Annotated in this window: 21 protein-coding genes; 10 read left to right on the plus strand and 11 right to left on the minus strand. The window is 65.0% G+C overall.

All coding sequences use genetic code 11. The features are described from left to right. The first annotated feature begins 37 nt into the window (after positions 1-37). The 7 genes from MY494_RS11205 (at position 38) to MY494_RS11235 (ending at position 6,615) form a co-directional block, all read left to right on the plus strand. A complete protein-coding gene (locus MY494_RS11205) occupies positions 38-2,299 on the plus strand; it encodes a BamA/TamA family outer membrane protein (protein ID WP_247910320.1) in 2,262 nt (753 codons plus the stop codon). A 10-nt stretch (positions 2,300-2,309) separates the two neighbouring features. After that, positions 2,310-3,152, plus strand: a complete 843-nt coding sequence (lpxC, locus tag MY494_RS11210) for a UDP-3-O-acyl-N-acetylglucosamine deacetylase (RefSeq protein WP_247910321.1) — start codon at positions 2,310-2,312, stop codon at positions 3,150-3,152. 5 nt (positions 3,153-3,157) lie between these two features. Then, on the plus strand, positions 3,158-3,616 hold the full coding sequence (gene fabZ, locus MY494_RS11215; RefSeq protein ID WP_247910322.1) for a 3-hydroxyacyl-ACP dehydratase FabZ: 459 nt from the start codon (positions 3,158-3,160) through the stop codon (positions 3,614-3,616). 9 nt (positions 3,617-3,625) lie between these two features. Then, complete coding sequence (gene lpxA, locus MY494_RS11220) at positions 3,626-4,459, plus strand: acyl-ACP--UDP-N-acetylglucosamine O-acyltransferase (protein WP_247910323.1); 834 nt, start codon at positions 3,626-3,628, stop codon at positions 4,457-4,459. Then, on the plus strand, positions 4,456-5,646 hold the full coding sequence (lpxB, locus tag MY494_RS11225; protein WP_247910324.1) for a lipid-A-disaccharide synthase: 1,191 nt from the start codon (positions 4,456-4,458) through the stop codon (positions 5,644-5,646). Before lpxA ends, lpxB begins: the two co-directional genes overlap by 4 nt. Continuing rightward, a complete protein-coding gene (gene msrA / locus MY494_RS11230; protein ID WP_247910325.1) occupies positions 5,643-6,278 on the plus strand; it encodes a peptide-methionine (S)-S-oxide reductase MsrA in 636 nt (211 codons plus the stop codon). Before lpxB ends, msrA begins: the two co-directional genes overlap by 4 nt. 142 nt (positions 6,279-6,420) lie before the next feature. Continuing rightward, the gene (locus MY494_RS11235) at positions 6,421-6,615 is read left to right on the plus strand and encodes a hypothetical protein (protein ID WP_247910326.1); all 195 of its coding nucleotides are present in this window, start codon (positions 6,421-6,423) and stop codon (positions 6,613-6,615) included. Here the strand turns inward: MY494_RS11235 and MY494_RS11240 are convergent. Genes MY494_RS11240 through MY494_RS11260 form a run of 5 tightly spaced genes read right to left on the minus strand, consistent with a single transcriptional unit; the run spans position 6,612 to position 10,477 of the window. Then, positions 6,612-6,854 (minus strand): hypothetical protein, encoded by a 243-nt coding sequence (locus MY494_RS11240; protein ID WP_247910327.1) that lies wholly within the window; start codon positions 6,852-6,854, stop codon positions 6,612-6,614. The genes MY494_RS11235 and MY494_RS11240 overlap by 4 nt on opposite strands. 32 nt (positions 6,855-6,886) lie before the next feature. Further along, complete coding sequence (locus tag MY494_RS11245; protein WP_247912037.1) at positions 6,887-8,383, minus strand: leucyl aminopeptidase; 1,497 nt, start codon at positions 8,381-8,383, stop codon at positions 6,887-6,889. 37 nt (positions 8,384-8,420) lie between these two features. After that, positions 8,421-9,023, minus strand: coding sequence for a GIY-YIG nuclease family protein (locus MY494_RS11250; RefSeq protein ID WP_247910328.1), 603 nt, complete (start codon positions 9,021-9,023; stop codon positions 8,421-8,423). Between the two features lie 3 nt (positions 9,024-9,026). Next, positions 9,027-9,701, minus strand: coding sequence for a type II secretion system protein GspK (locus MY494_RS11255; protein WP_247912038.1), 675 nt, complete (start codon positions 9,699-9,701; stop codon positions 9,027-9,029). Between the two features lie 32 nt (positions 9,702-9,733). Then, on the minus strand, positions 9,734-10,477 hold the full coding sequence (locus MY494_RS11260; protein ID WP_247910329.1) for a response regulator transcription factor: 744 nt from the start codon (positions 10,475-10,477) through the stop codon (positions 9,734-9,736). Between the two features lie 92 nt (positions 10,478-10,569). Here MY494_RS11260 and MY494_RS11265 point away from each other — a divergent pair, with 92 nt between their 5' ends. Next, positions 10,570-10,893 carry a DUF1825 family protein gene (locus tag MY494_RS11265; protein ID WP_247910330.1) on the plus strand — a complete coding sequence of 108 codons (324 nt, stop codon included), beginning with the start codon at positions 10,570-10,572 and terminating at the stop codon, positions 10,891-10,893. Positions 10,894-10,935: 42 nt separating this feature from the next. Beyond that, a complete protein-coding gene (tyrS, locus tag MY494_RS11270) occupies positions 10,936-12,198 on the plus strand; it encodes a tyrosine--tRNA ligase (RefSeq protein ID WP_247910331.1) in 1,263 nt (420 codons plus the stop codon). A 64-nt stretch (positions 12,199-12,262) separates the two neighbouring features. Here tyrS and MY494_RS11275 read toward each other — a convergent pair whose 3' ends face one another. Further along, entirely contained in the window at positions 12,263-12,676 is a 414-nt protein-coding gene (locus tag MY494_RS11275) for a cupin domain-containing protein (protein ID WP_247910332.1), read from the minus strand. Between the two features lie 140 nt (positions 12,677-12,816). Here MY494_RS11275 and pyrF point away from each other — a divergent pair, with 140 nt between their 5' ends. Continuing rightward, the gene (gene pyrF, locus MY494_RS11280; RefSeq protein ID WP_247912039.1) at positions 12,817-13,488 is read left to right on the plus strand and encodes an orotidine-5'-phosphate decarboxylase; all 672 of its coding nucleotides are present in this window, start codon (positions 12,817-12,819) and stop codon (positions 13,486-13,488) included. On the opposite strand, the gene MY494_RS11285 is transcribed toward pyrF, so the two are convergent. Genes MY494_RS11285 through hpf form a run of 5 tightly spaced genes read right to left on the minus strand, consistent with a single transcriptional unit; the run spans position 13,485 to position 18,115 of the window. Continuing rightward, the gene (locus tag MY494_RS11285; protein WP_247910333.1) at positions 13,485-14,627 is read right to left on the minus strand and encodes a glycosyltransferase family 4 protein; all 1,143 of its coding nucleotides are present in this window, start codon (positions 14,625-14,627) and stop codon (positions 13,485-13,487) included. The two genes, pyrF and MY494_RS11285, sit on opposite strands and share 4 nt — an antisense overlap. Before the next feature lie 28 nt (positions 14,628-14,655). Then, positions 14,656-16,005 carry an MFS transporter gene (locus MY494_RS11290; RefSeq protein WP_247912040.1) on the minus strand — a complete coding sequence of 450 codons (1,350 nt, stop codon included), beginning with the start codon at positions 16,003-16,005 and terminating at the stop codon, positions 14,656-14,658. 5 nt (positions 16,006-16,010) lie between these two features. Then, positions 16,011-16,820 carry a DNA repair protein RecO gene (gene recO / locus MY494_RS11295; protein ID WP_247910334.1) on the minus strand — a complete coding sequence of 270 codons (810 nt, stop codon included), beginning with the start codon at positions 16,818-16,820 and terminating at the stop codon, positions 16,011-16,013. Beyond that, on the minus strand, positions 16,817-17,488 hold the full coding sequence (gene deoC / locus MY494_RS11300; protein WP_247910335.1) for a deoxyribose-phosphate aldolase: 672 nt from the start codon (positions 17,486-17,488) through the stop codon (positions 16,817-16,819). Before deoC ends, recO begins: the two co-directional genes overlap by 4 nt. Positions 17,489-17,527: 39 nt before the next feature. Further along, positions 17,528-18,115 (minus strand): ribosome hibernation-promoting factor, HPF/YfiA family, encoded by a 588-nt coding sequence (gene hpf / locus MY494_RS11305; RefSeq protein ID WP_247910336.1) that lies wholly within the window; start codon positions 18,113-18,115, stop codon positions 17,528-17,530. Positions 18,116-18,122 lie beyond the last annotated feature (7 nt).

An 18,122-nucleotide genomic window follows, 5' to 3' on the forward strand; every position in this document is an offset into this window, starting at 1 on the left:
GGCGGAATTTGCGGTTCGCCGCACCAGTCCCCGTTCCATGGCTGCACCCCGCAACGGCAACAAGCACGCATGGAGCCTGGGGCTGGCACTGACGTTGCCACTGGTGGCTGGTGTTGGCCCGGTGTGGTCGCAGGACAAGAGCCCCGAACCTGAGGATCCTGCTCCGGTCGATCAGCCTGCGTCTGAGACGCCGACTCCACGACCATCGCTTGCACCCAGTGCCAGTGATTCGCTGGCCCCAGCGGCTCCCGCTGAGCCTCAGGTTCTGATTAGTGAGGTGGTGGTGCAGGGGGCTGAGGGCCACCCTGAGCAGGAGCGGATGGAGATCGCGGTTTACGACGCGATGGCCACACGCCCCGGTAGCCGTGTGACCCGCGCTGAACTGCAGACCGATTTGTCTGCGATCTATGCCAGCGGTTGGTTCTCCGATGTCCGCATTCAGCCGGTGGACAGCCCCCTGGGAGTGCGGCTGGTCGTCACCGTGGTGCCGAACCCGGTGCTGAGCAAGGTTGAGCTCGAGGGTGTGAGCGAGACGACCAAGCTTCCCGAGAACCTCTTGCCCGAGATCTTTGCCGCGGACTACGGCAAGACCCTGAACCTCAATGCCCTGCAGGCCCGCATTGCCGAGCTGCAGAAGTGGTACGCCGATCAGGGCTATTCCCTCGCTCGGGTCACCGGCCCGACCCGGGTCAGTCCTGGTGGTGTGGTGCAGTTGCTGGTGCGTGAGGGCACCGTGGCCGGCGTTGAAGTGCAGTTCCTCAACAAGGAGGGCGACAGCACCAACGACAAGGGCCAGCCGATCCGCGGCAAAACCAAAACCTGGGTGGTGACCCGGGAAATATCGATCAAGGCCGGCGACACCTTCAACCGCCGCCAACTTGAAGAGGACATCAAGCGCCTCTATGGCACCGGCCTGTTCGGTGATGTGAAGGTCACCCTGCGCCCGGTGGCGGGTGAGCCGGGTGCCGTCACCATCGTCCTGGGTGTCGTGGAGCAGTCCACGGGCTCCCTCTCCGGCGGTATTGGTTACAGCCAAAGCCAGGGCATCTTTGGCCAGATTCAGCTTCAGGACAGCAACCTCTTTGGTCGCGCTTGGGACCTGGCCTTAAACATCACCTACGGCCAATTCGGGGGCTTGGCGGACCTGTCCTTCACCGATCCTTGGATCAAGGGCGATAAGTACCGCACGGCCTTCCGCACCAAGGTCTTCCTCAGCCGGGAAGTCCCCCAGGTGTTCCAGAGCCAGCAGAACGGCAACTTCTACACCGTTTCTGATGTCTCCCAAGGGTTCTTCGATGCCCCCAGCACGGCCCTGGCATACCAGAGCAATTCCACGGTTTTTGCGGGGCCCTATGCCTCGCCCACGGCAGCCAAAGCGGCGAATCCCCAGCTGGGCGACAACAACAACTGGTTCCAGCTTGATGGCAACGCCGTTGCGATCCAGCGGATTGGCGGTACGGCCTCCTTGGCCCGTCCTCTGAATGGTGGAGATCCTTACAAGAAGGCCCCTTGGAATGTGGTGGTCGGCTTGAACGCGCAGCAGGTCAAGCCCATCAACTTTGCGGGGGATGCGATGCCCTACGCCGCGGCCTCCAACAACTTCACGGGCAACGGCACCACCACCGCCAGCAATGTGATTTGTGTGGCCTACAACTGCGAAAACGGCGCCACCACCAACCAGTTAGTGGGTCTGCGCCTGGCGGCCTCGATGAACACCCTCAATGATCCGCGGAACCCCACCAAGGGCAATTTCCTGAGTGTCGGCACCGAGCAGTTTGTCTCCGTCGGCCAGGACTCCCCGACCTTCAACCGTCTTCGGGCGAGTGCCACCCACTACATCCCGGTGAATTGGCTGAAGTTCTACAAGGGCTGCCGTCCGAAACCCGGTCAAAAGGAAGACTGCAAACAGGCCCTCGCCTTCCAGGCCTCGGTGGGCACCAACCTCGGCAACATGCCCGTCTACGAGGCCTTCTGCTTGGGTGGCTCGAACTCCGTTCGCGGTTACTACGACTGCGATCTGGGCGTTGGTAAGAGTTTTGGTGAGGCGACGGTGGAATACCGCTTCCCGATCTTCAGCATCATCAGCGGCGAGGTCTTCATTGACGCCGGCAGCACCTTCGGTAGCCAAGCCAATGTTCCCGGGAACCCTGGGACCCTGCTGGACAAGCCAGGCGATGGCGTCTCCCCGGGTGTCGGTGTGATCGTCACCACCCCAGTTGGCCCCCTGCGTTTGGAAGTGGCCAGCCAGGACTTCACCGATGAGTGGCGCTTCAACCTCGGTGTGGGTTGGAAATTCTGAGGCTGATCCTGTGACCACTTGGCCCAGCGATTACAGCCAGTCATGGACCCTGGCTCAGCCCGTGGAGCGCTCCGGTGTGGGGCTTCACAGTGGAGTGCAGGCCAAGGTGCGGCTCGAGCCCGCCGAGCAGCCTGGTTTTTATGTGGGTTGGCTGAACGCCCCTGAGCGTCCCCACGTGCGTCTGCAGCCTTCGCAGGTCTGCGAAACCCAGCTCTGTACCGCCTTGCAGCTGGGCGAGCAGCGTCTGGCCACGGTTGAGCACCTCTTGGCCGCACTGGCCGGCGTTGGGGTGACCTCGGCCTTGATCCTGGTGGATGGTGAGGAGATCCCCCTGCTGGATGGTTCGGCCCAGCCTTGGGTTGAGGCCCTAGCCGAGGCCGGCCTGCGTTGCCTGGGTCCTCGCCCCGAGACCGCTCCCTTGGCGGCGCCGATCACCCTGCAGCAGGGCCAGAGCTTTGCCACGGCTCTCCCCAGCGATCGGCTGCTCTTGGGTGCGGCGATCGAGTTCCCCCATCCCGCCATCGGCCGGCAGCTCTTCAGCCTTGAACTCACCCCCCAGGCGTTCGTGGAGGACATTGCCCCCGCCCGCACCTTTGGCTTCAAAGATCAGGTGGACCAGCTTAGAGCCGCCGGCTTGATTCAGGGCGGTGCGTTGGATAACGCCCTGGTCTGCGACGGGGAGGGTTGGCTGAATCCCCCACTGCGTTTTGCCGACGAGCCGGTGCGCCATAAGCTGCTTGACCTATTGGGCGATCTCGCCTTAGCGGGACTGCCTTTGGCCCAAGTGTTCGCTTTCCGTGGGTCCCACGGACTGCATACCTCCTTGGCTGCCGCTCTGGTTTCTTCTCGCTGAGTCTCTTGTCTTCACCCGTCACCCCATCCGCCCCTGTTCTGACCAGCGAGCAGATCCAGGGGCTGCTGCCCCATCGCTATCCCTTCGCCCTGGTGGATCGGGTGATTGAGCACGAGCCTGGTAAGCGGGCGGTGGCGATCAAGAACATCACCTTCAACGAGCCGCAATTCCAGGGGCATTTCCCCGGTCGCCCGTTGATGCCCGGGGTCTTGATCGTTGAGGCCATGGCTCAGGTGGGTGGCTTGATCGTCACCCAAATGCCGGACCTGCCCAAGGGGTTGTTTGTCTTCGCTGGGATCGATGGTGTGCGTTTCCGGCGCCCAGTGGTTCCCGGTGATCAGCTGGTGATGACTTGCGAACTGATCTCGCTCAAGCGACAACGGTTCGGGAAGGTCAAGGCGGAGGCCACGGTCGACGGACAGTTGGTCTGCTCCGGTGAATTGATGTTCTCCTTGGTCGACTGAATTCCCCCCATGACTCAGGCCGTTATGAACGGGGACAGCACCCGAATCCATCCCACCGCCGTGGTGGATGCCAAGGCCCAAATCGATGTGGGCGTCGAGATTGGCCCCTATGCGGTGGTGGGCCCCGAGGTGTCGATCGGCTCAGGCACGCGGATCGGTCCGCACGTGGTGCTCGATGGTCGCGTCAGCATCGGCAAAGCCAACCGCATCTTCCCAGGGGCATCCATTGGCGCTGAACCTCAGGACCTCAAGTACAACGGTGCGCCCACCGAGGTGGTGATTGGTGATGACAACGCCATCCGCGAATGCGTGACCATCAACCGCGCCACCCATGAGGGAGAGCAGACCCGCATCGGCAACAGCAATTTGCTGATGGCCTACAGCCACCTTGGCCATAACTGCGATCTGGGCAGTCGGATCGTGATTGCCAACGGTGTCGCTGTGGCTGGGCATGTGGTGATCGGTGACCGTGCCGTGATCGGTGGCGTGCTGGGCATTCACCAATTCGTCCACATCGGCACGATGGCGATGGTGGGGGGCATGAGCCGCATTGATCGCGATGTTCCGCCCTACGCCATCGTCGAGGGTCACCCCGGTCGGCTGCGGGGCTTGAACCGGATTGGTTTGAAGCGCAGTGGCCTGACCGAACTCGATGGCGGCGCTCAAGCCAAGCAACTCCAGCAGGTTTGGGCTCAGCTCTACCGCGGCGATGTGGTGCTGGCTGAGGCCATCAAGGGGGTGCGTGAGCAGACCCTGTTGCCCCCTGCTGAAACCCTGGTGAGCTTCCTGGAGGCCTCGATTGGCCCCGGTCGCCGAGGCCCCCTGCCCGCCGGGCGTTCATGAGGCGACTGCTGATCAGCACCGGGGAAGTGTCCGGTGATTTGCAGGGTGGCCTGCTGGTCAAGGCCCTGAGGGAGGAAGCGGATTCCCGTGGTCTGGAGCTGGAGGTCGTCGCCCTCGGCGGTGAACGGATGCGCCGGGCTGGAGCCACACTCCTGGCGAACACCATGGCGATGGGAGCCATTGGTCTCTGGGAGGCCCTGCCCTTGGTCTGGCCAACCCTGCAGATCCAGCGCAGGGTTGATCAGTGGTTGCGGCAGTCCCCCCCCGATGGCCTGGTGCTCATCGATTACATGGGGGCCAACGTCAACCTGGGCCTGAAGGTCAAGCGTCGTCTGCCCGGCACGCCGATCCTGTATTACATCGCCCCCCAGGAGTGGGCCTTTCGCGTTGGAGAAGGGGGCACCACTCGGTTGATCGGCTTCACCGACCGGATCCTGGCGATCTTTCCGGAGGAGGCGCGCTTCTATGCCTCCCGTGGCGCTGATGTCACCTGGGTGGGGCACCCCCTGATCGATACCTTGACCCACCTGCCCAGCCGCGATGAGGCCCGCGCTCAGTTGGGGCTGCAGCCGGGTCAGCGCCTGCTCCTGCTGTTCCCCGCCTCGCGTCAGCAGGAATTGCGCTATCTGCTGCCGAACTTGGCCCAAGCGGCAGCTGAGTTGCAGCGTCGCTGTCCGGGACTGCAGGTGGTGGTTCCTGCCGGCCAGGCGAGTTTCGAGCCTGTTCTGCGGGACACGCTCGAGCAAGCTGGGGTCAAGGCTCGCGTGATTCCGGCGGCTGAAGCCGATGCCCTGCGTCCCGCACTCTGTGCTGCGGCGGATCTAGCCCTGAACAAATCCGGCACGGTCAACCTGGAGTTGGCCTTGCGGGGCGTGCCCCAGGTGGTGGTTTATCGCGTGAGCCGGCCCACGGCCTGGGTGGCCAAGCAGATCCTGCGCTTCAAGGTGGATCACATCTCGCCGGTCAACCTGGTGGTGGGCGAGCGCCTCGTGCCGGAGTTGCTTCAGGACGAGCTGACCCCAGAGTCGGTGGTGGAGGCGGCCCTTCCCTTACTGGAGGACCCCGCCGCCCGCGAACGGGTCGCTGAGGGCTATGGCCGCATGCGCGCGCTCCTGGGAGAACCCGGTGTCACACGCCGGGCGGCCGCGGCGATCCTGGATGCTCTTCCCGGGGGACGCGAGTCATGATTCAGCGCCTGTTGTCCGCCTGTTTGGCCGTCAGCCTGCTGCTGTTTGGCCCCTGTGCATCAGCCTTGGCGGCTACGGAAGAGGCGGTCTTGGCCGGCGGCTGCTTCTGGTGCCTCGAGCACGATCTGGAGGACCTGCCGGGGGTGATCGATGCCGAGAGCGGCTATAGCGGCGGTCAGCTTGAGAACCCCAGCTACGGGCAGGTCAGTTCCGGTGGAACCGGTCACCAGGAGGTGGTGCGCGTCCGTTTTGATCCACAGGTCATTGCTTATCCCACCCTGCTTCGGGCCTACTGGCGCAACATTGACCCCCTGGATGGCGGCGGTCAGTTCTGCGATCGAGGCGGTTCCTATAAGCCTGTGATCTTTACCGAGGGGGACCAGCAACTCAGCGAGGCGAAAGCCAGCCTCCAGTCCGCAGCCAACGAACTGGGCAAGCCCGCTTCAGCGATCAAGGTGCAGATCAAACCCCTGAAGCGCTTCTGGCCCGCTGAGGGTTATCACCAGAACTATGCAGTGAACAACACGGTCAAATACAACTATTACCGCTGGGCCTGCGGCCGCGACAGGCGCTTGGATCAGGTTTGGGGATCACAGGCCCGCAGCGATGCTCCCTGGGTGGTTAGGCGCTGACCGAGGCAGGGCTCAATGCTGAGGAAAAGCTAAAGAGCCGATCGAGGGAAATTCGGTTTTTGCGAGTGCTGATACGGCTTTTGCGACTTTTTCCTCTTGGCGACTGGAATTACTCTGGATCAGTCTCGAATGCAGGTTTTGTATGTATCTGCTGACGATTCGCGATGGTCTCGTGACACGTCATATCGGCCCCTATGCCACTCCGAAGCAGGCTTCGGACGATCTCGATCGCCTGTTGAAGCTCTTTGGTGATCGGGCCCGTTGGCAAATCCACGCCCTGGAGGAGCCCGCGTCCCTCCGTGGCGATGCCAGCGCTTCGGTGGCGACGGCCGCCTAACTGCGCGGTTGGTTCTGTCCTGGGTAGCCCCGCAGCAGGCCGCTTTCCACCATCAGCCCCACGGCGGCCACGATGGCCACCAGGCTGAGTGTGCCGTACCAGAACCAGGGCCCGTGGGGCTGTCCCAGGGCTTGGAGCGTGCGTCGCTGCACCGCTTCACCGAACAAGCAGAGGCCCGCCGGCAGCAGCAGGACGCTCAGCTGTGCTTTGACGTACCACCGAAGTTTGGGCACTGCCATGCTGCAGGTTAGGTCGCTCGCAGGGCAGCAGCCTAGGCGGCGCCCCCGGCTAGGACCCAGTTGACCAGGGTGCGAACGCCAAAGCCGGTTGCACCAGCGGGATCCAGGCCGCGGCCCTTATCGCTCCAAACGGTCCCAGCGATGTCCATGTGGGCCCAGGGAATCTCCTTGTTGACGAAGTCCTGCAGGAATAGGGCCGCCGTGATGGAGCCGCCAGGACGGGGCCCGGTGTTTTTCATGTCGGCCAGGCCGCTCTTGAGGCCAGCGCGGTAGGAGGCGCGCAGGGGCATCCGCCAAAGGTTTTCTCCGCCCTCCTCTCCGGCCTGAACCAGGGCCTGGGCCAGGCTGTCGCTGGGGGACCAGAGGCCGGCGATTTCATCACCCAGAGCGATCACACAGGCCCCGGTCAAGGTGGCCAGATCCACTACCGCGTCGGGCTCCAACTTGCAGGCGTACACCAGGGCATCGGCCAGGGTCAGCCGCCCTTCGGCGTCGGTGTTGTTGATCTCGATCGTTTTGCCGTTGGACGCGGTGACGATCGCTCCAGGGTGGATCGCCCCGCCGCTGATCATGTTTTCGCAGGCGGCCACCAGCATGTGGACCTCGATGCCGGCGGGTTTCAGTTCAGCGATCGCCCGCATGGCGCCGAGCACCGCGCCGCTGCCCCCCATGTCGAACTTCATCATCTCGATCTGGGAGCCGGCGGTTTTGAGGTTGTACCCGCCGGAGTCAAAGGTCAGGCCCTTGCCCACCAGCACCAGTCGCCGCTTGACCTCCCCTTGGGGGACATAGGTCAGGTGAATGAACTTCGGGGGAAGATCTGACCCCTGGGCCACGGACAGATAGGAGCCCATCCCCAGGGCTTCGCAGTCCGCCCGCTCGAGCACCTTGAGCTGCAGACCAAAGTCGCGGGCGATGCCGGCGGCGGTCTCCGCCAGGGCCGCCGGGGTCACCACGTTCGGCGGGGCGGCCACCAGTTCACGGGCCAGTTCGACGCCGCTGCAGATGGCCTGGCTGCTCGTGGCAGCGCCTTGGCAGGGGCTCAGCTGGTCGGCAGGCAGGCCGAGCAGCTCCACCTGGGTGGGTTGTTGGGTGGGTTCTGCTTCGCCTTTGAAACGCTGGTCTTGGAAGAGGATGAGCCGGACCGCTTCGGCCATGGCTGAGGCGGCCGCAACCGGGGGCAACCCCTCGAGCGGGAGGGCCAGACCCACGCTGCTTGCTCCGCTGCCATGGGCCGCTTTGGCGCCGAGGGCGGCTGCTTTGCGCAGCTGCTCCAGGTTGAACTCCGCCGCAAAACCCAGGCCCACGAGCACCAGGGTGCTGGGCTGTTGATTGAGCAGCTCAAGCACCAGGCTTTCGCCGGGTTTGGCCTTGAAGCGGCGACGCTCCATGCGCTCCAGCAGGACGTCGCCAAAGCGAGCTTTCAGCAGGTCCCGGCTGCTGTCTCCAGGAGCATCGCTGAACAGACCCACCACCAGGGCCTCCCCCGTCCAATCGCGGGCGGTGGCGCTGCTGCAGCGGATCTCCATGGCCATCTCAAGCTCAATGGGCGCGATGGTAGTTCGATCAGCCTGGCTCAGCTGTGAAGGGGGTCGCCCACCGGCCGCGGGTTTCTTTGTTGAAGGGAGGCAGCCAGTGGCGAATCAGGGCTTGCTCGAGTGCTTGACGTGCCCTTCGCTCGCTGGGGGCGTCGTACCAAAAACGGATGCTGGGTTGGCTTTGCAGGTTGGCCTGCTGCAGGGCCTCGCCGTAGGCCGCCAGGTAGCCCTTGCAGTCGTGCTCACCTTTCCAGCGTCGATCGGCTTGCTTGGTCTCCCCGACGTAGAGCAGTAGGGCTCCCTCGAGATGGGGCGGCCGGTCCACGACGAAATAGAGGGCTGCTCCATCGAGTTGGCGTTCGGGCCAGCGCCAGAATTGCAGGTGTTGTGGGGCCAATTGCAGCGGGTCGAGTCGTTGCACCGCGGCGGCGCCAATGCTGCTGCCGCCAAAGAGATCCATCTGGCCTGGGGCGAGCTGACGGCCGCTGGCCACCGCCTCAAAGCGGGGGCGTTGGTACTCCAACAGGCGCTGCTGCCAAGCGATCAGCTGGTGCTCCTGCAGGGGGAGGGCCCCGCCGCTGCTGCCGACGCTGGCAGGGGAAGCACCAAAGAGTTCGCCTTGCCGTCCCATGCCCTAGGCCGAGCGGGGGAGTTCTGGGCCAGCGCTGCCTTGGCCAAAGCGGACCTTGCCGATCAGCTCCTCCACCACGGCGGCGGGTAGTTGCAAGCGTTGTTGCAGATCCGCCAGGTCCTGGAAGGGGGCGCGTTGGCGCTCCCGCAGCAGCCGTTGACGCCGCTCGGGCCCCAGTTGGGGCAGTTGCCGCTCCAGGGCCTGGGCCGGAGCGCGGTTCAGGTCGATCAGCAGGGGCCTCAGGGTGGTTGGTGCCCCATCGCCATACCAGCGGAATTGCAGCAGGGGCTCCCAAATCGCGACCACGGCGGCGGGGAGATCCAGCAGGCGCTGCAGATCCTCCGGGCCGCTGAGTTGCACGCCCCCCTGCTGCAGCCGCAGCAACAGGTCGACCTGATCCCGCTGGATCTGGGGTAGGCGCAACCAGTCGCTTGCACTGGCGCGATTCACATCCAAGCGCCACCCCAGGGCGGCGGCGTGCTGGACCTCCTGGGCGTTAGCCAGCCGCAGGTTGGGGTTGTGCTCGAGTTTCAGGGCGAGCAGGTCTTGCTCAACGCGATCCTCCAGGGGGAGTGGTTCCGGCGCTGCGGTGCTGGCCGGTTTCTCGCGCCGGGGCAGTTGTCCGGCCGCTTCCAGCAGGCTCCGGGCCAGAGGATCCAACCAGTGGCCTCGGCCCATGGCGGTGTCGGGTGCGGCGGAACCGCCCGACCTTAACGAGGGTCTGGCCACTCGACCAAGCCCAGTCGAATTCCCTGCACTGCGGCCTGGATACGGCTCTTGGCATTCAGTTTTTGGAAGATGTGCCGGATGTGGTCTTTCACCGTCTCGACGGAGAGGTGCAGGCGTTGGCCGATGCCCTGGTTCTCGGTTCCATCGGCCATGAGTTGCAGGATGTCCACTTCCCTTGGGGTCAGCTGAGCCAGAGGATTGCCTGGTCCATCAGCAAAGGCTTCGAAATAGCTCTTGCTCAGGTTGCGGTCGAGGTAAAGCCCTCCGGTCTGCATCGAACGAATGGCCGCCAGGAAGCTGCCGGAGCCCAGGTTGCTCTCGAGGCAGAGCCCATCGCAGTTCGCCTGGAGGGCCTGGTGAATGGCCATCAGTCGCCGGGGCTGAGTCACCACCATCAAGGTTGCGGGCGGCTGCGGCAGGGCTTTGGCCTGGGCCACCAGGCTGCCGCCGTTGCCCTGCTCGAGCCGGTCGGTGCAAATCAGCAGATCCGCCTGCTCCTCTGCCAGCTTCTCCAGCCCTTCGCTTTGGGTGGTCACGGCCCCGACGATCTGGGGACCCGGTTGCAGGGCCGCAATCAACAGGGTTAGGGCGAGTCGGGACCCGCTGCAGACCACGACACGGGATTGGCTGAGCAGTGCGTTGCTAGCGGCCAGGTTGCCCCGCACGGCCTCAAGGGAGGGGGTGTAGTCCATCGCGAAGGAGGGCGCACTGTTCACTGTGTGCATGGGCGGCGGACTTGGCAGCCCATTACGCCTATCCGCACTCGTCAGGGCGGGCTGCGCTCAGCACAATCGTTGAGCCCACCCGGCCCAGCGTGATGGCGTTCTTTGAATCCGAGATCGTTCAGGAAGAAGCCAAGCGCCTGTTCGGCGACTACCAGCAACTGATGCAGCTGGGCGGGGAGTACGGCAAGTTCGATCGCGAAGGCAAAAAGCTGTTCATCGATCGGATGGAGGAGCTGATGGACCGCTACCGCGTGTTCATGAAGCGCTTTGAGCTCTCCGATGACTTCCAGGCCAAGCTCACGGTGGAGCAGCTGCGCACCCAGCTGAGCCAATTCGGGATGACCCCCGATCAGATGTTCGAGCAGATGCAGCGCACCCTGGATCGGATGAAGGGGGAGCTGGAAGCCGAAGCCTGAGCCCCGTCTGCGTACGATCCGACCCCAGACAGCAGGGCGGACATGGCCAAGGGCGAGTGGGGACTGCCCCAGTGGTTGGAGCGTGGTGTCGCCGACCTGTTCCCCATTGGTACGGAAGCCAGCGATGCCGACCAGCAACTGGCGGCTCGCCTCGCCGAAGCCGAGAAGCAGGGGCGGCCCCTACGGATCAAGCTCGGCATTGACCCGACTGGAAGTGATATCCACCTCGGTCACTCGATCCTGTTCCGCAAGTTGCGGGCCTTCCAGGATGCGGGCCACACGGCGGTCCTGATTATTGGAGACTTCACCGCCCGCATCGGTGATCCCACGGGCAAAAGTGCCACGCGCGTCCAGTTGACGGCCGAGCAGGTCGAGGCCAACGCCCGCACCTATCTCCAACAGCTGGGTCAGGGCCAGGATCCCGCCCGCGCCCTGCTGGATTTCGAGACCCCGGGTCGCCTGGAGGTGCGCCGCAACAGCGAATGGCTCGCCTCCCTCGATCTGCCCAAGGTGATCGAGCTGCTGGGGATCTCCACCGTTGGCCAGATGCTCGCCAAGGAAGACTTCGCCAATCGCTACGGCTCCGGCACCCCGATCTCCCTGCATGAATTCCTCTATCCGCTCCTGCAGGGCTACGACTCCGTGGCGGTTCAGGCCGATCTGGAACTGGGGGGCACAGATCAGAAGTTCAACGTGGCCATGGGCCGCGACCTGCAGCGCCATTTCGGCCAACGCACCCAGTTCGGGATGCTCCTGCCGATCCTGGCGGGCCTCGATGGCGTCCAGAAGATGAGCAAGAGCCTCGGGAACACCGTTGGCCTGGCGGAGGATCCGCTCTCGATGTATTCCAAGCTCGAGAAGGTTCCCGATGCGGCGGTGGAGGAGTACCTCACCCTGCTCACCAACCTGGATCTGGCGGCCCTGCCCGAGAACCCGCGGGAGCGTCAGAAGGCGATGGCCCTGGAGGTGACCCGCCAGCGTCACGGTGAGGCTGCGGCCCAGCAGGCCCAGGCTGATGCGGGCAAGTTGGTGGGTGGTGCCAAGGGCAGCGGTGCGGCCGATGCCGAGGTCCCCGAGGCCTCACTCGCCGAGGTGAACTTCCCGGCGAAGGCCTTCTACCTGCTCAGCGCCGTTGGCATCTGCGCCAGCAGCAGCGAAGCGCGCCGCCAAATCCAGGGCGGTGGGGTCAAGCTCGACGGCAAGAAATTGGCGGATCCCAACCAGGAATTTGCCGCTGCAGCCGAGCTCGAGGGCAAGGTGCTGCAGCTGGGCAAAAAGACCTTCCGGCGGCTGGTGGCGGGTTAGACCGCGCTCCTCACACCCTGTGCAGCCCGGCCGCCCTTGGCTGCGTTTGGTTGGGTTTTGTGACCTAGAGGTTCCGCAGGACCTCTAGATCCTCCGCGTCCAGCGGTGTGGGAATGCCGTGCTCGAGCAGTTCTGCGAAACCACCATCCCGGCTGAGAACCGTGATCAGATACACCCGCCCCGGTCCCGGATTCTCCAGGTCGTGAACGGCGTCGCCGGGGACGCTGACAAAGTCCCCACCGCTGGCGGTGATGGAGGAGTCCCCCAAGTGAAACACCACGTTCCCCCGCAGGACAAAGAACAGCTCCGCCGCCTGGTGATGGCTGTGGGCCGGGACCCGGTCGCAGGGGTCATGCACCTCCAGGAACTGCGTGCAGCCACCCGCTTCCGGCTTGCTGAGCAGGGCGAGGCGGCAATGGTCATCGCTGCCCAGCCGGTAGCCCTGGAGCTGCTCGGGATGCAGGACCCTTGGACCCATGGGCGAGGCAAGCCAGTGCCCCCATGCTGGGTCTCCTGCCTGGAACGCGCCAGGACACTTCGTAGCCTGAGATCTCCATCGAGAGCAGATCTCCCGTGACCAGGCCTGCTGCCGAGCGGATCATCGTTGCCCTCGACGGGATGGCCCCGGATCAGGCCCTGGCCTTCAGCCGAGGGGTGCAGGGCTTGCGCTGGGTGAAGGTGGGCCTGGAGCTCTTTGTCCAGGCGGGACCTGAGGTGGTGGCCCAACTGCGGGATCAGGGCCTGCGGGTTTTCCTCGACCTGAAGTTCCACGACATCCCCGCCACCATGGCCGGCGCCTGCCGGCGGGCCGCTGCCCTGGGCGCGGAGCTGATCACGGTGCATGCCTGCGCCGGTCGTGAAGCCCTGCAGGCGGCGCAAGCCGCGGCCAGCGAGGGCGCGCAAGCGTCGGGTTTGGCCTCCCCCACCCTGCTGGCGGTCACGGTGCTGACCAGTTGGGAGGAGCAGCGGCTGCAGCGGGAATTGGCCATTGATCAGACCATCGCCGAGCGGGTGCCGTCCCTGGCGCAGCTGGCGGCAAGCGCCGGCATTGGTGGTTGTGTCTGCTCGCCGCTGGAGGCCTCCAGCCTGCGGGCCCAACACCCGGAACCGTTTGCCTTGGTCACCCCAGGGATTCGCCCCAAGGGCAGTGCCGTGGGGGATCAAGCCCGGGTGCTCGGCCCTGCAGAGGCCATCGCTGCAGGCGCCTCTCAGCTCGTCATCGGCCGGCCGATCACCAAGGCCGAGGACCCCTCGGCGGCCTTCGCAGGCTGCTGCGCCGAGCTGGGCTAGGCCAGGACTGAACCGGTGGGACTGAGCTCGCCGTAGAGCCGCTCCAATTGGTCGATGTTTTGGGTGAGGGTGTAGCGCTCAAGGGCCCGCTGGCGGGCGCGCCTTCCCAGTTCTGCGGTGAGGACCGGCTGGTCCCGCAGCACTGGCAGGAGGGTCCGCAGCTGCGTCGTTACCCCCTGGGTGCTGATCACAATGCCGGCGCCGCCCTCGAGCACCTCCCCATCGGCCCCCGCATCGGTGGCGACGCAGGCGGTGCCACTGGCCATGGCCTCCAACAGGGCCAAGGAGAGACCCTCCACCAGGGAGGGCAAGAGGAAGACCTCCGCCAGCTGCAGCAGTGCCAAGCGGACCTTCTGGTCCGGTTCATGGCCCCACCAGAGGATCCCGGCGTCCTCGCCGTAGTTCTGCATCAGGGATTGGCGCATCGGGCCATCGCCCACCACCACGAGCCTGCAGCCCCTGGGCTGGACCAATTTCCAGGCCCGCAGTAGAGCTTCGACGTTTTTCTCCGTGGCGATCCGCCCCATGTAGAGGAAGACCCGTTGACTGGCGAACCGCTGGCGCAGCTCCTCGAGGGTTTCCGAGGGGGCTGCAGGGTTGCTGGGGCTCCAGCGCTGGGGATCGACCCCGTTGGGGATCACCGCCAGGCGATCACTGGGGACCCCCAGCCTCATCAACACATCGGCCTGCAGCTCCGAGAAGACCACCACCCGGTCGTACTTGGCGAGGGACGGGGCGTAGAGCTGATAGGTGAGCTGCTGGGTGCCGGCGCTCAGGTTGCGCAGGCTCGCGTCAAAGGGTGGGTGGAAGGTTGCCACCAGCGGCAGCCCGAGCTGTTGGCAGAGGTCCGGCAGCCTGAAATCCAGGGGAGAGAGGGTCAAGCTGGCGTGCACCAGATCCGGCCTGAGCCGCTCAAGGGACTCCCGCAGTTCCCGCTGCGCCCCCGGCGAAGGAATGGTGTAGACCTGCGACTTGACCAGGTAGGGCAGGGCCACGTCAGGGCTGGCCGTTCCTGAGCTGTCGAAGTGAATAAAGCTGATCTCGTGGCCCCGATCCCGTAGGGCCTCGGTGGTGGTCAGGCCGTAGGTGACGTTGCCGCAGAAGGGTGACTTTTTGCCCAGCCAGGCGATATGGGCCACGCAGCGGCTACTCGACCAAGAGCCGAAACTAGCAGCGTTTCCATGGCTGCTCGAGCAGCGCAGCGGCCACGGCCAGGCCCGCCAAGGCCCAGAGCACCGGCAGCAATCCATAGCGGCTGACGATCGCTCCAGCCAGCACCAGAGGCAGGCTCAAGGCGATGTTGATCAGGTTGTTCTGGAGGCCAAAGACTTTGCCCCGCATGGATTCCGGGGTGTCCTCTTGGATGGTGGTTTGGGCGGGGATGGCCAGCAGGGCGGCCCCCACGCCGAGCACCGTGCAGAGGGTCAGGGTGAAGCCCAGGTTGCCGCGGAGCTGACCGAGCAGCACCAGGCTCCAGGCGATCGTGCCCAGGCCGGCGGAGGCCAGACGGCGGCGATTGAAGCGATGCCCGACCTGCGCCACCGCAACGGCCCCTAGGGCCAAGCCGATGCCGCTCATGGCCAGCAGGGTGCCGAATTGGGTGGGCCCCAACTGACGGATGGCCGAGGCCAGGCTGATGGCCAGGACGTAGAGCGCCGCCAGCAGGCTGTAGAGCAGCACCAGCTGGAGCATGGCGCTGCGCACGCTGGGACGCTGCTTGAGTACCTCCAGGCCATCGGAGATCTCTCGCCAGATGTTCTCGTCGTGGCTACGCCGCGGGGTTTCCTCGACGCGGATCCAGGCGATCGAGAGGGCGGCCAGGCCGTAGCAGAGGGGTAAGAGGGCGAACTCGCCGTTGGCGATGCCCAGGGCGCCCAGGCCGTATTTCAGGGCCCGCAGGATCGGATCACCGAGGGCAAAGCCGACGATCGTGGCCGCCATGCTGGTCGCTTGGTAGAGCGAGTTGGCGGCCAGGAGCTGGCGCGTTGGCACCAGCATCGGGATTGCGGCCTGTTCCGCCGGTGCAAAGAATTGGGTCAGCACCGACTCCAAAAAGGTGATGACCAGCAGCGCCCAATAGCCCCAGCTCAGTCCCAGCCAGTGGGGACCATCCAGCAGGCAGAAGGGAGTCAGCAGGGCGAGGCCGGCGCGGATGCCATTGCTGGCGACCATCACTTCGCGTTTGCGCCAGCGATCGGCCCAGACCCCCGCCACCAAACCAAGCACCATCGCCGGGATGGTGTTGGCGACGTAGATCCCTGTGGCCAGCAGGGTGATCCACTGGGCCCGGCCCTCGATGCTGAGGTTGAAGGCCCCTGCGGCTTCCACCAGTGCCCCGCCCTCTGGCGGTGTTGCCCCGGCCCAGTACTGGGCGATGAGGAACACCATCAACACGATGTAGAACTTGTCCGCGAGCTGGCTGAAGATCTGCCCAAGCCAGAGCTTGCGGAATTCGGGCAGGGCTAAAACCCCTTGGAGTCCCGTGTTTTCTCCTGGAGACCGCGGGTCTTCGCTCACGTTCTTCAGGACCTGTCGGCTAACGATGATGCCCCATCGCTGAAGCACTGTCTCAGCATTCGCCAGGACCGGGCGCTGCGGCTGAGGTGTTCTCGGCACCAGAGCTCCAGCAGTTGCAGCAGCCGCAGCCAGACCCATTCCGGTCCCATCAGCTTTCCATCGCGCCTACGGGGCAAGGCGGGCCGGAGCAGCCGTTGCAAGAGAGCTAGCTCGGAGGCATTCAGCACCATCTGGGCGCCAGGGACGGCGCCAAGGACAAAGCCCTCACTGGGCAGCAGGCTGCAGCGCCACTCCCAGTTCCCCAGGGGTGGATCCAGGGGGGCCCCGCTACGGCAACACTCCGCCAGGGGAAGGGCATAGCCCCCCAGGGCCAGCAGGTGGGTTAGCCCTTGGACGCTGATGGCCAAGGCCTCGAGGCTGTCTTGTTTCTCCTTCACCACCAACTCCAGGCGGGCGAGTTGCACCAGCAGGTCCTCCAGCACCCCATCGATCGCATCGCCGCTGGGGACCAGGAGGAGAGCCACCTCCGCCAAGCCTTGGGCGGCGGCCAAGGTCTCCAGCCGCTCCGCCAGGTTGGAGAAGTTGCGCAGGACCCGCAATTGGCGCACGCGCTTGAGGCCGCTGCGTCCCCCCACCTGCAGGCTCAGGACTGCCAGGGGCACGGCGGCAGCGAGGGAACTCTTGGGCTTGCGGGCACCGGGGGCCGCAAGCCGGACCAGGCCCTCTTCGTTGCTCAAGAGTGTGATCAGCCGGTCGCTTTCCCCCAGGGGGCTGCTGCGCAGGACCAAGCCCTCAAGCCGCTGCTCTGGGCTCACGCTGCCTTCGCCCGCAGGGCCTCCATCAAGGCCACGCCACGGCTGGTGCCCAGTCGACTGGCCCCGGCTTCCACCAGTGCATAGGCCTGCTCGAGTCCGTTGATTCCGCCGGAGGCCTTGATCGCGGCTCTGCCTCGGGCCAAATGCTGGAGCTGTTTGACCTGCTCAACGCTGGCTCCAGGGCCAAAGCCGCTGCCGGTTTTGAGCATGTTCGTGCCAACGTCGATGCTGGCTTCGACCGCCCACTCCAGGACCTCTGGGGAGAGGCGTCCCACCTCCAGGATCACCTTGAAGGGCAAGCCCAATTCCGCGATGGGGGCGAGGTCATCGCAAAACAGGCTGCTGTTGCCATCGGCCAGGGCACCGAAGTCCGGCACCACGTCGAGTTCATCTGCACCCGCTGCAGCCGCCCATTCCGCTTCCTGGCGCTTGATCTCCGTTGGGATTGCGCCGAAGGGGAAGCCAATCACGCTGATCAACTTGGGGCCCCGTCCGCCGCTGGGGCCCAGCCGTTCGCGGGCCAGATCCAACCAGCGGGAGGCCAGGCAGACCCCGGCAAAGCCGAAGTGCTTGGCCTCATCGCAGCAGCGCAGGATCGACTCGCGGCCCTGATGGGGATCCAACAGGGCGTGATCGATCAGGGGAGCGAGATCGGGCAGGTCGCGCACGGTCAGCTGGCGCCGGGTGTTGGTCTCCAGTGTCTGCGATCAGGCCTTGGCCTGAATCACGCCGAAGCCCCCGTGGTTGCGCCGGTAGACCACCTGCAGCTCGCCACTGCTGGCATCGCGGAACAAATAGAAGTCGTGGTCGATTAATTCCAGTTGGTGCAGGGCATCCTCGAGGCTCATCGCTGGCATCGGGAAGTACTTGCGGCGGACCCCCCGGCTTGGGAGACCGGCTTCTTTGCCTTCCAGCAGCGAGCCGCTGACACTGTCATCGCCGGCCATCTCCACCACGCTGGGGGTCTCGCTGGCGTGGTGGCCATGGCTGTGGTGGTGGTCGCCGTGGCGGTCTTTGTAGCGACGCAGCTGCCGGGTCAATTTCCCGGCCACCAGATCGATGCTGGCGTAGAGGTTTTCGCTGCGTTCTTGGGCGCGGATCACGGTGCCGTTGGCAAAGACCGTGACCTCTGCGGTTTGTTGCGGAACCCGGGGATTGCGGGCCACGGAGAGATGCACGTCCGCCTCTTTCACCATCCCGTCGAAATGACTGGTCGCGCGCTTGAGTTTTTCTTCTGTGTACTCGCGGATGGCTGGAGTGATCTCCAGATTGCGGCCGTGAATCACGAGCTTCATCCCTTGC

Origin of the sequence: Synechococcus sp. A10-1-5-1 (genome assembly GCF_023115425.1) — a bacterium.
Taxonomy (GTDB): domain Bacteria; phylum Cyanobacteriota; class Cyanobacteriia; order PCC-6307; family Cyanobiaceae; genus Vulcanococcus.

What these genes read in the sequence shown, in the direction of transcription:
- MY494_RS11265 (WP_247910330.1), top strand. Translation starts at nt 10,570, where the DNA reads ATGGCGTTCTTTGAATCCGAGATCGTTCAGGAAGAAGCCAAGCGCCTG.
- MY494_RS11245 (WP_247912037.1), bottom strand. Translation starts at nt 8,383, where the DNA reads ATGGAGATCCGCTGCAGCAGCGCCACCGCCCGCGATTGGACGGGGGAG.
- MY494_RS11275 (WP_247910332.1), bottom strand. Translation starts at nt 12,676, where the DNA reads ATGGGTCCAAGGGTCCTGCATCCCGAGCAGCTCCAGGGCTACCGGCTG.
- hpf (WP_247910336.1), bottom strand. Translation starts at nt 18,115, where the DNA reads ATGAAGCTCGTGATTCACGGCCGCAATCTGGAGATCACTCCAGCCATC.
- lpxA (WP_247910323.1), top strand. Translation starts at nt 3,626, where the DNA reads ATGACTCAGGCCGTTATGAACGGGGACAGCACCCGAATCCATCCCACC.
- msrA (WP_247910325.1), top strand. Translation starts at nt 5,643, where the DNA reads ATGATTCAGCGCCTGTTGTCCGCCTGTTTGGCCGTCAGCCTGCTGCTG.
- MY494_RS11235 (WP_247910326.1), top strand. Translation starts at nt 6,421, where the DNA reads ATGTATCTGCTGACGATTCGCGATGGTCTCGTGACACGTCATATCGGC.
- MY494_RS11205 (WP_247910320.1), top strand. Translation starts at nt 38, where the DNA reads ATGGCTGCACCCCGCAACGGCAACAAGCACGCATGGAGCCTGGGGCTG.
- MY494_RS11260 (WP_247910329.1), bottom strand. Translation starts at nt 10,477, where the DNA reads ATGCACACAGTGAACAGTGCGCCCTCCTTCGCGATGGACTACACCCCC.
- tyrS (WP_247910331.1), top strand. Translation starts at nt 10,936, where the DNA reads ATGGCCAAGGGCGAGTGGGGACTGCCCCAGTGGTTGGAGCGTGGTGTC.
- pyrF (WP_247912039.1), top strand. Translation starts at nt 12,817, where the DNA reads ATGGCCCCGGATCAGGCCCTGGCCTTCAGCCGAGGGGTGCAGGGCTTG.
- lpxB (WP_247910324.1), top strand. Translation starts at nt 4,456, where the DNA reads ATGAGGCGACTGCTGATCAGCACCGGGGAAGTGTCCGGTGATTTGCAG.
- MY494_RS11250 (WP_247910328.1), bottom strand. Translation starts at nt 9,023, where the DNA reads ATGGGACGGCAAGGCGAACTCTTTGGTGCTTCCCCTGCCAGCGTCGGC.
- MY494_RS11240 (WP_247910327.1), bottom strand. Translation starts at nt 6,854, where the DNA reads ATGGCAGTGCCCAAACTTCGGTGGTACGTCAAAGCACAGCTGAGCGTC.
- MY494_RS11255 (WP_247912038.1), bottom strand. Translation starts at nt 9,701, where the DNA reads ATGGGCCGAGGCCACTGGTTGGATCCTCTGGCCCGGAGCCTGCTGGAA.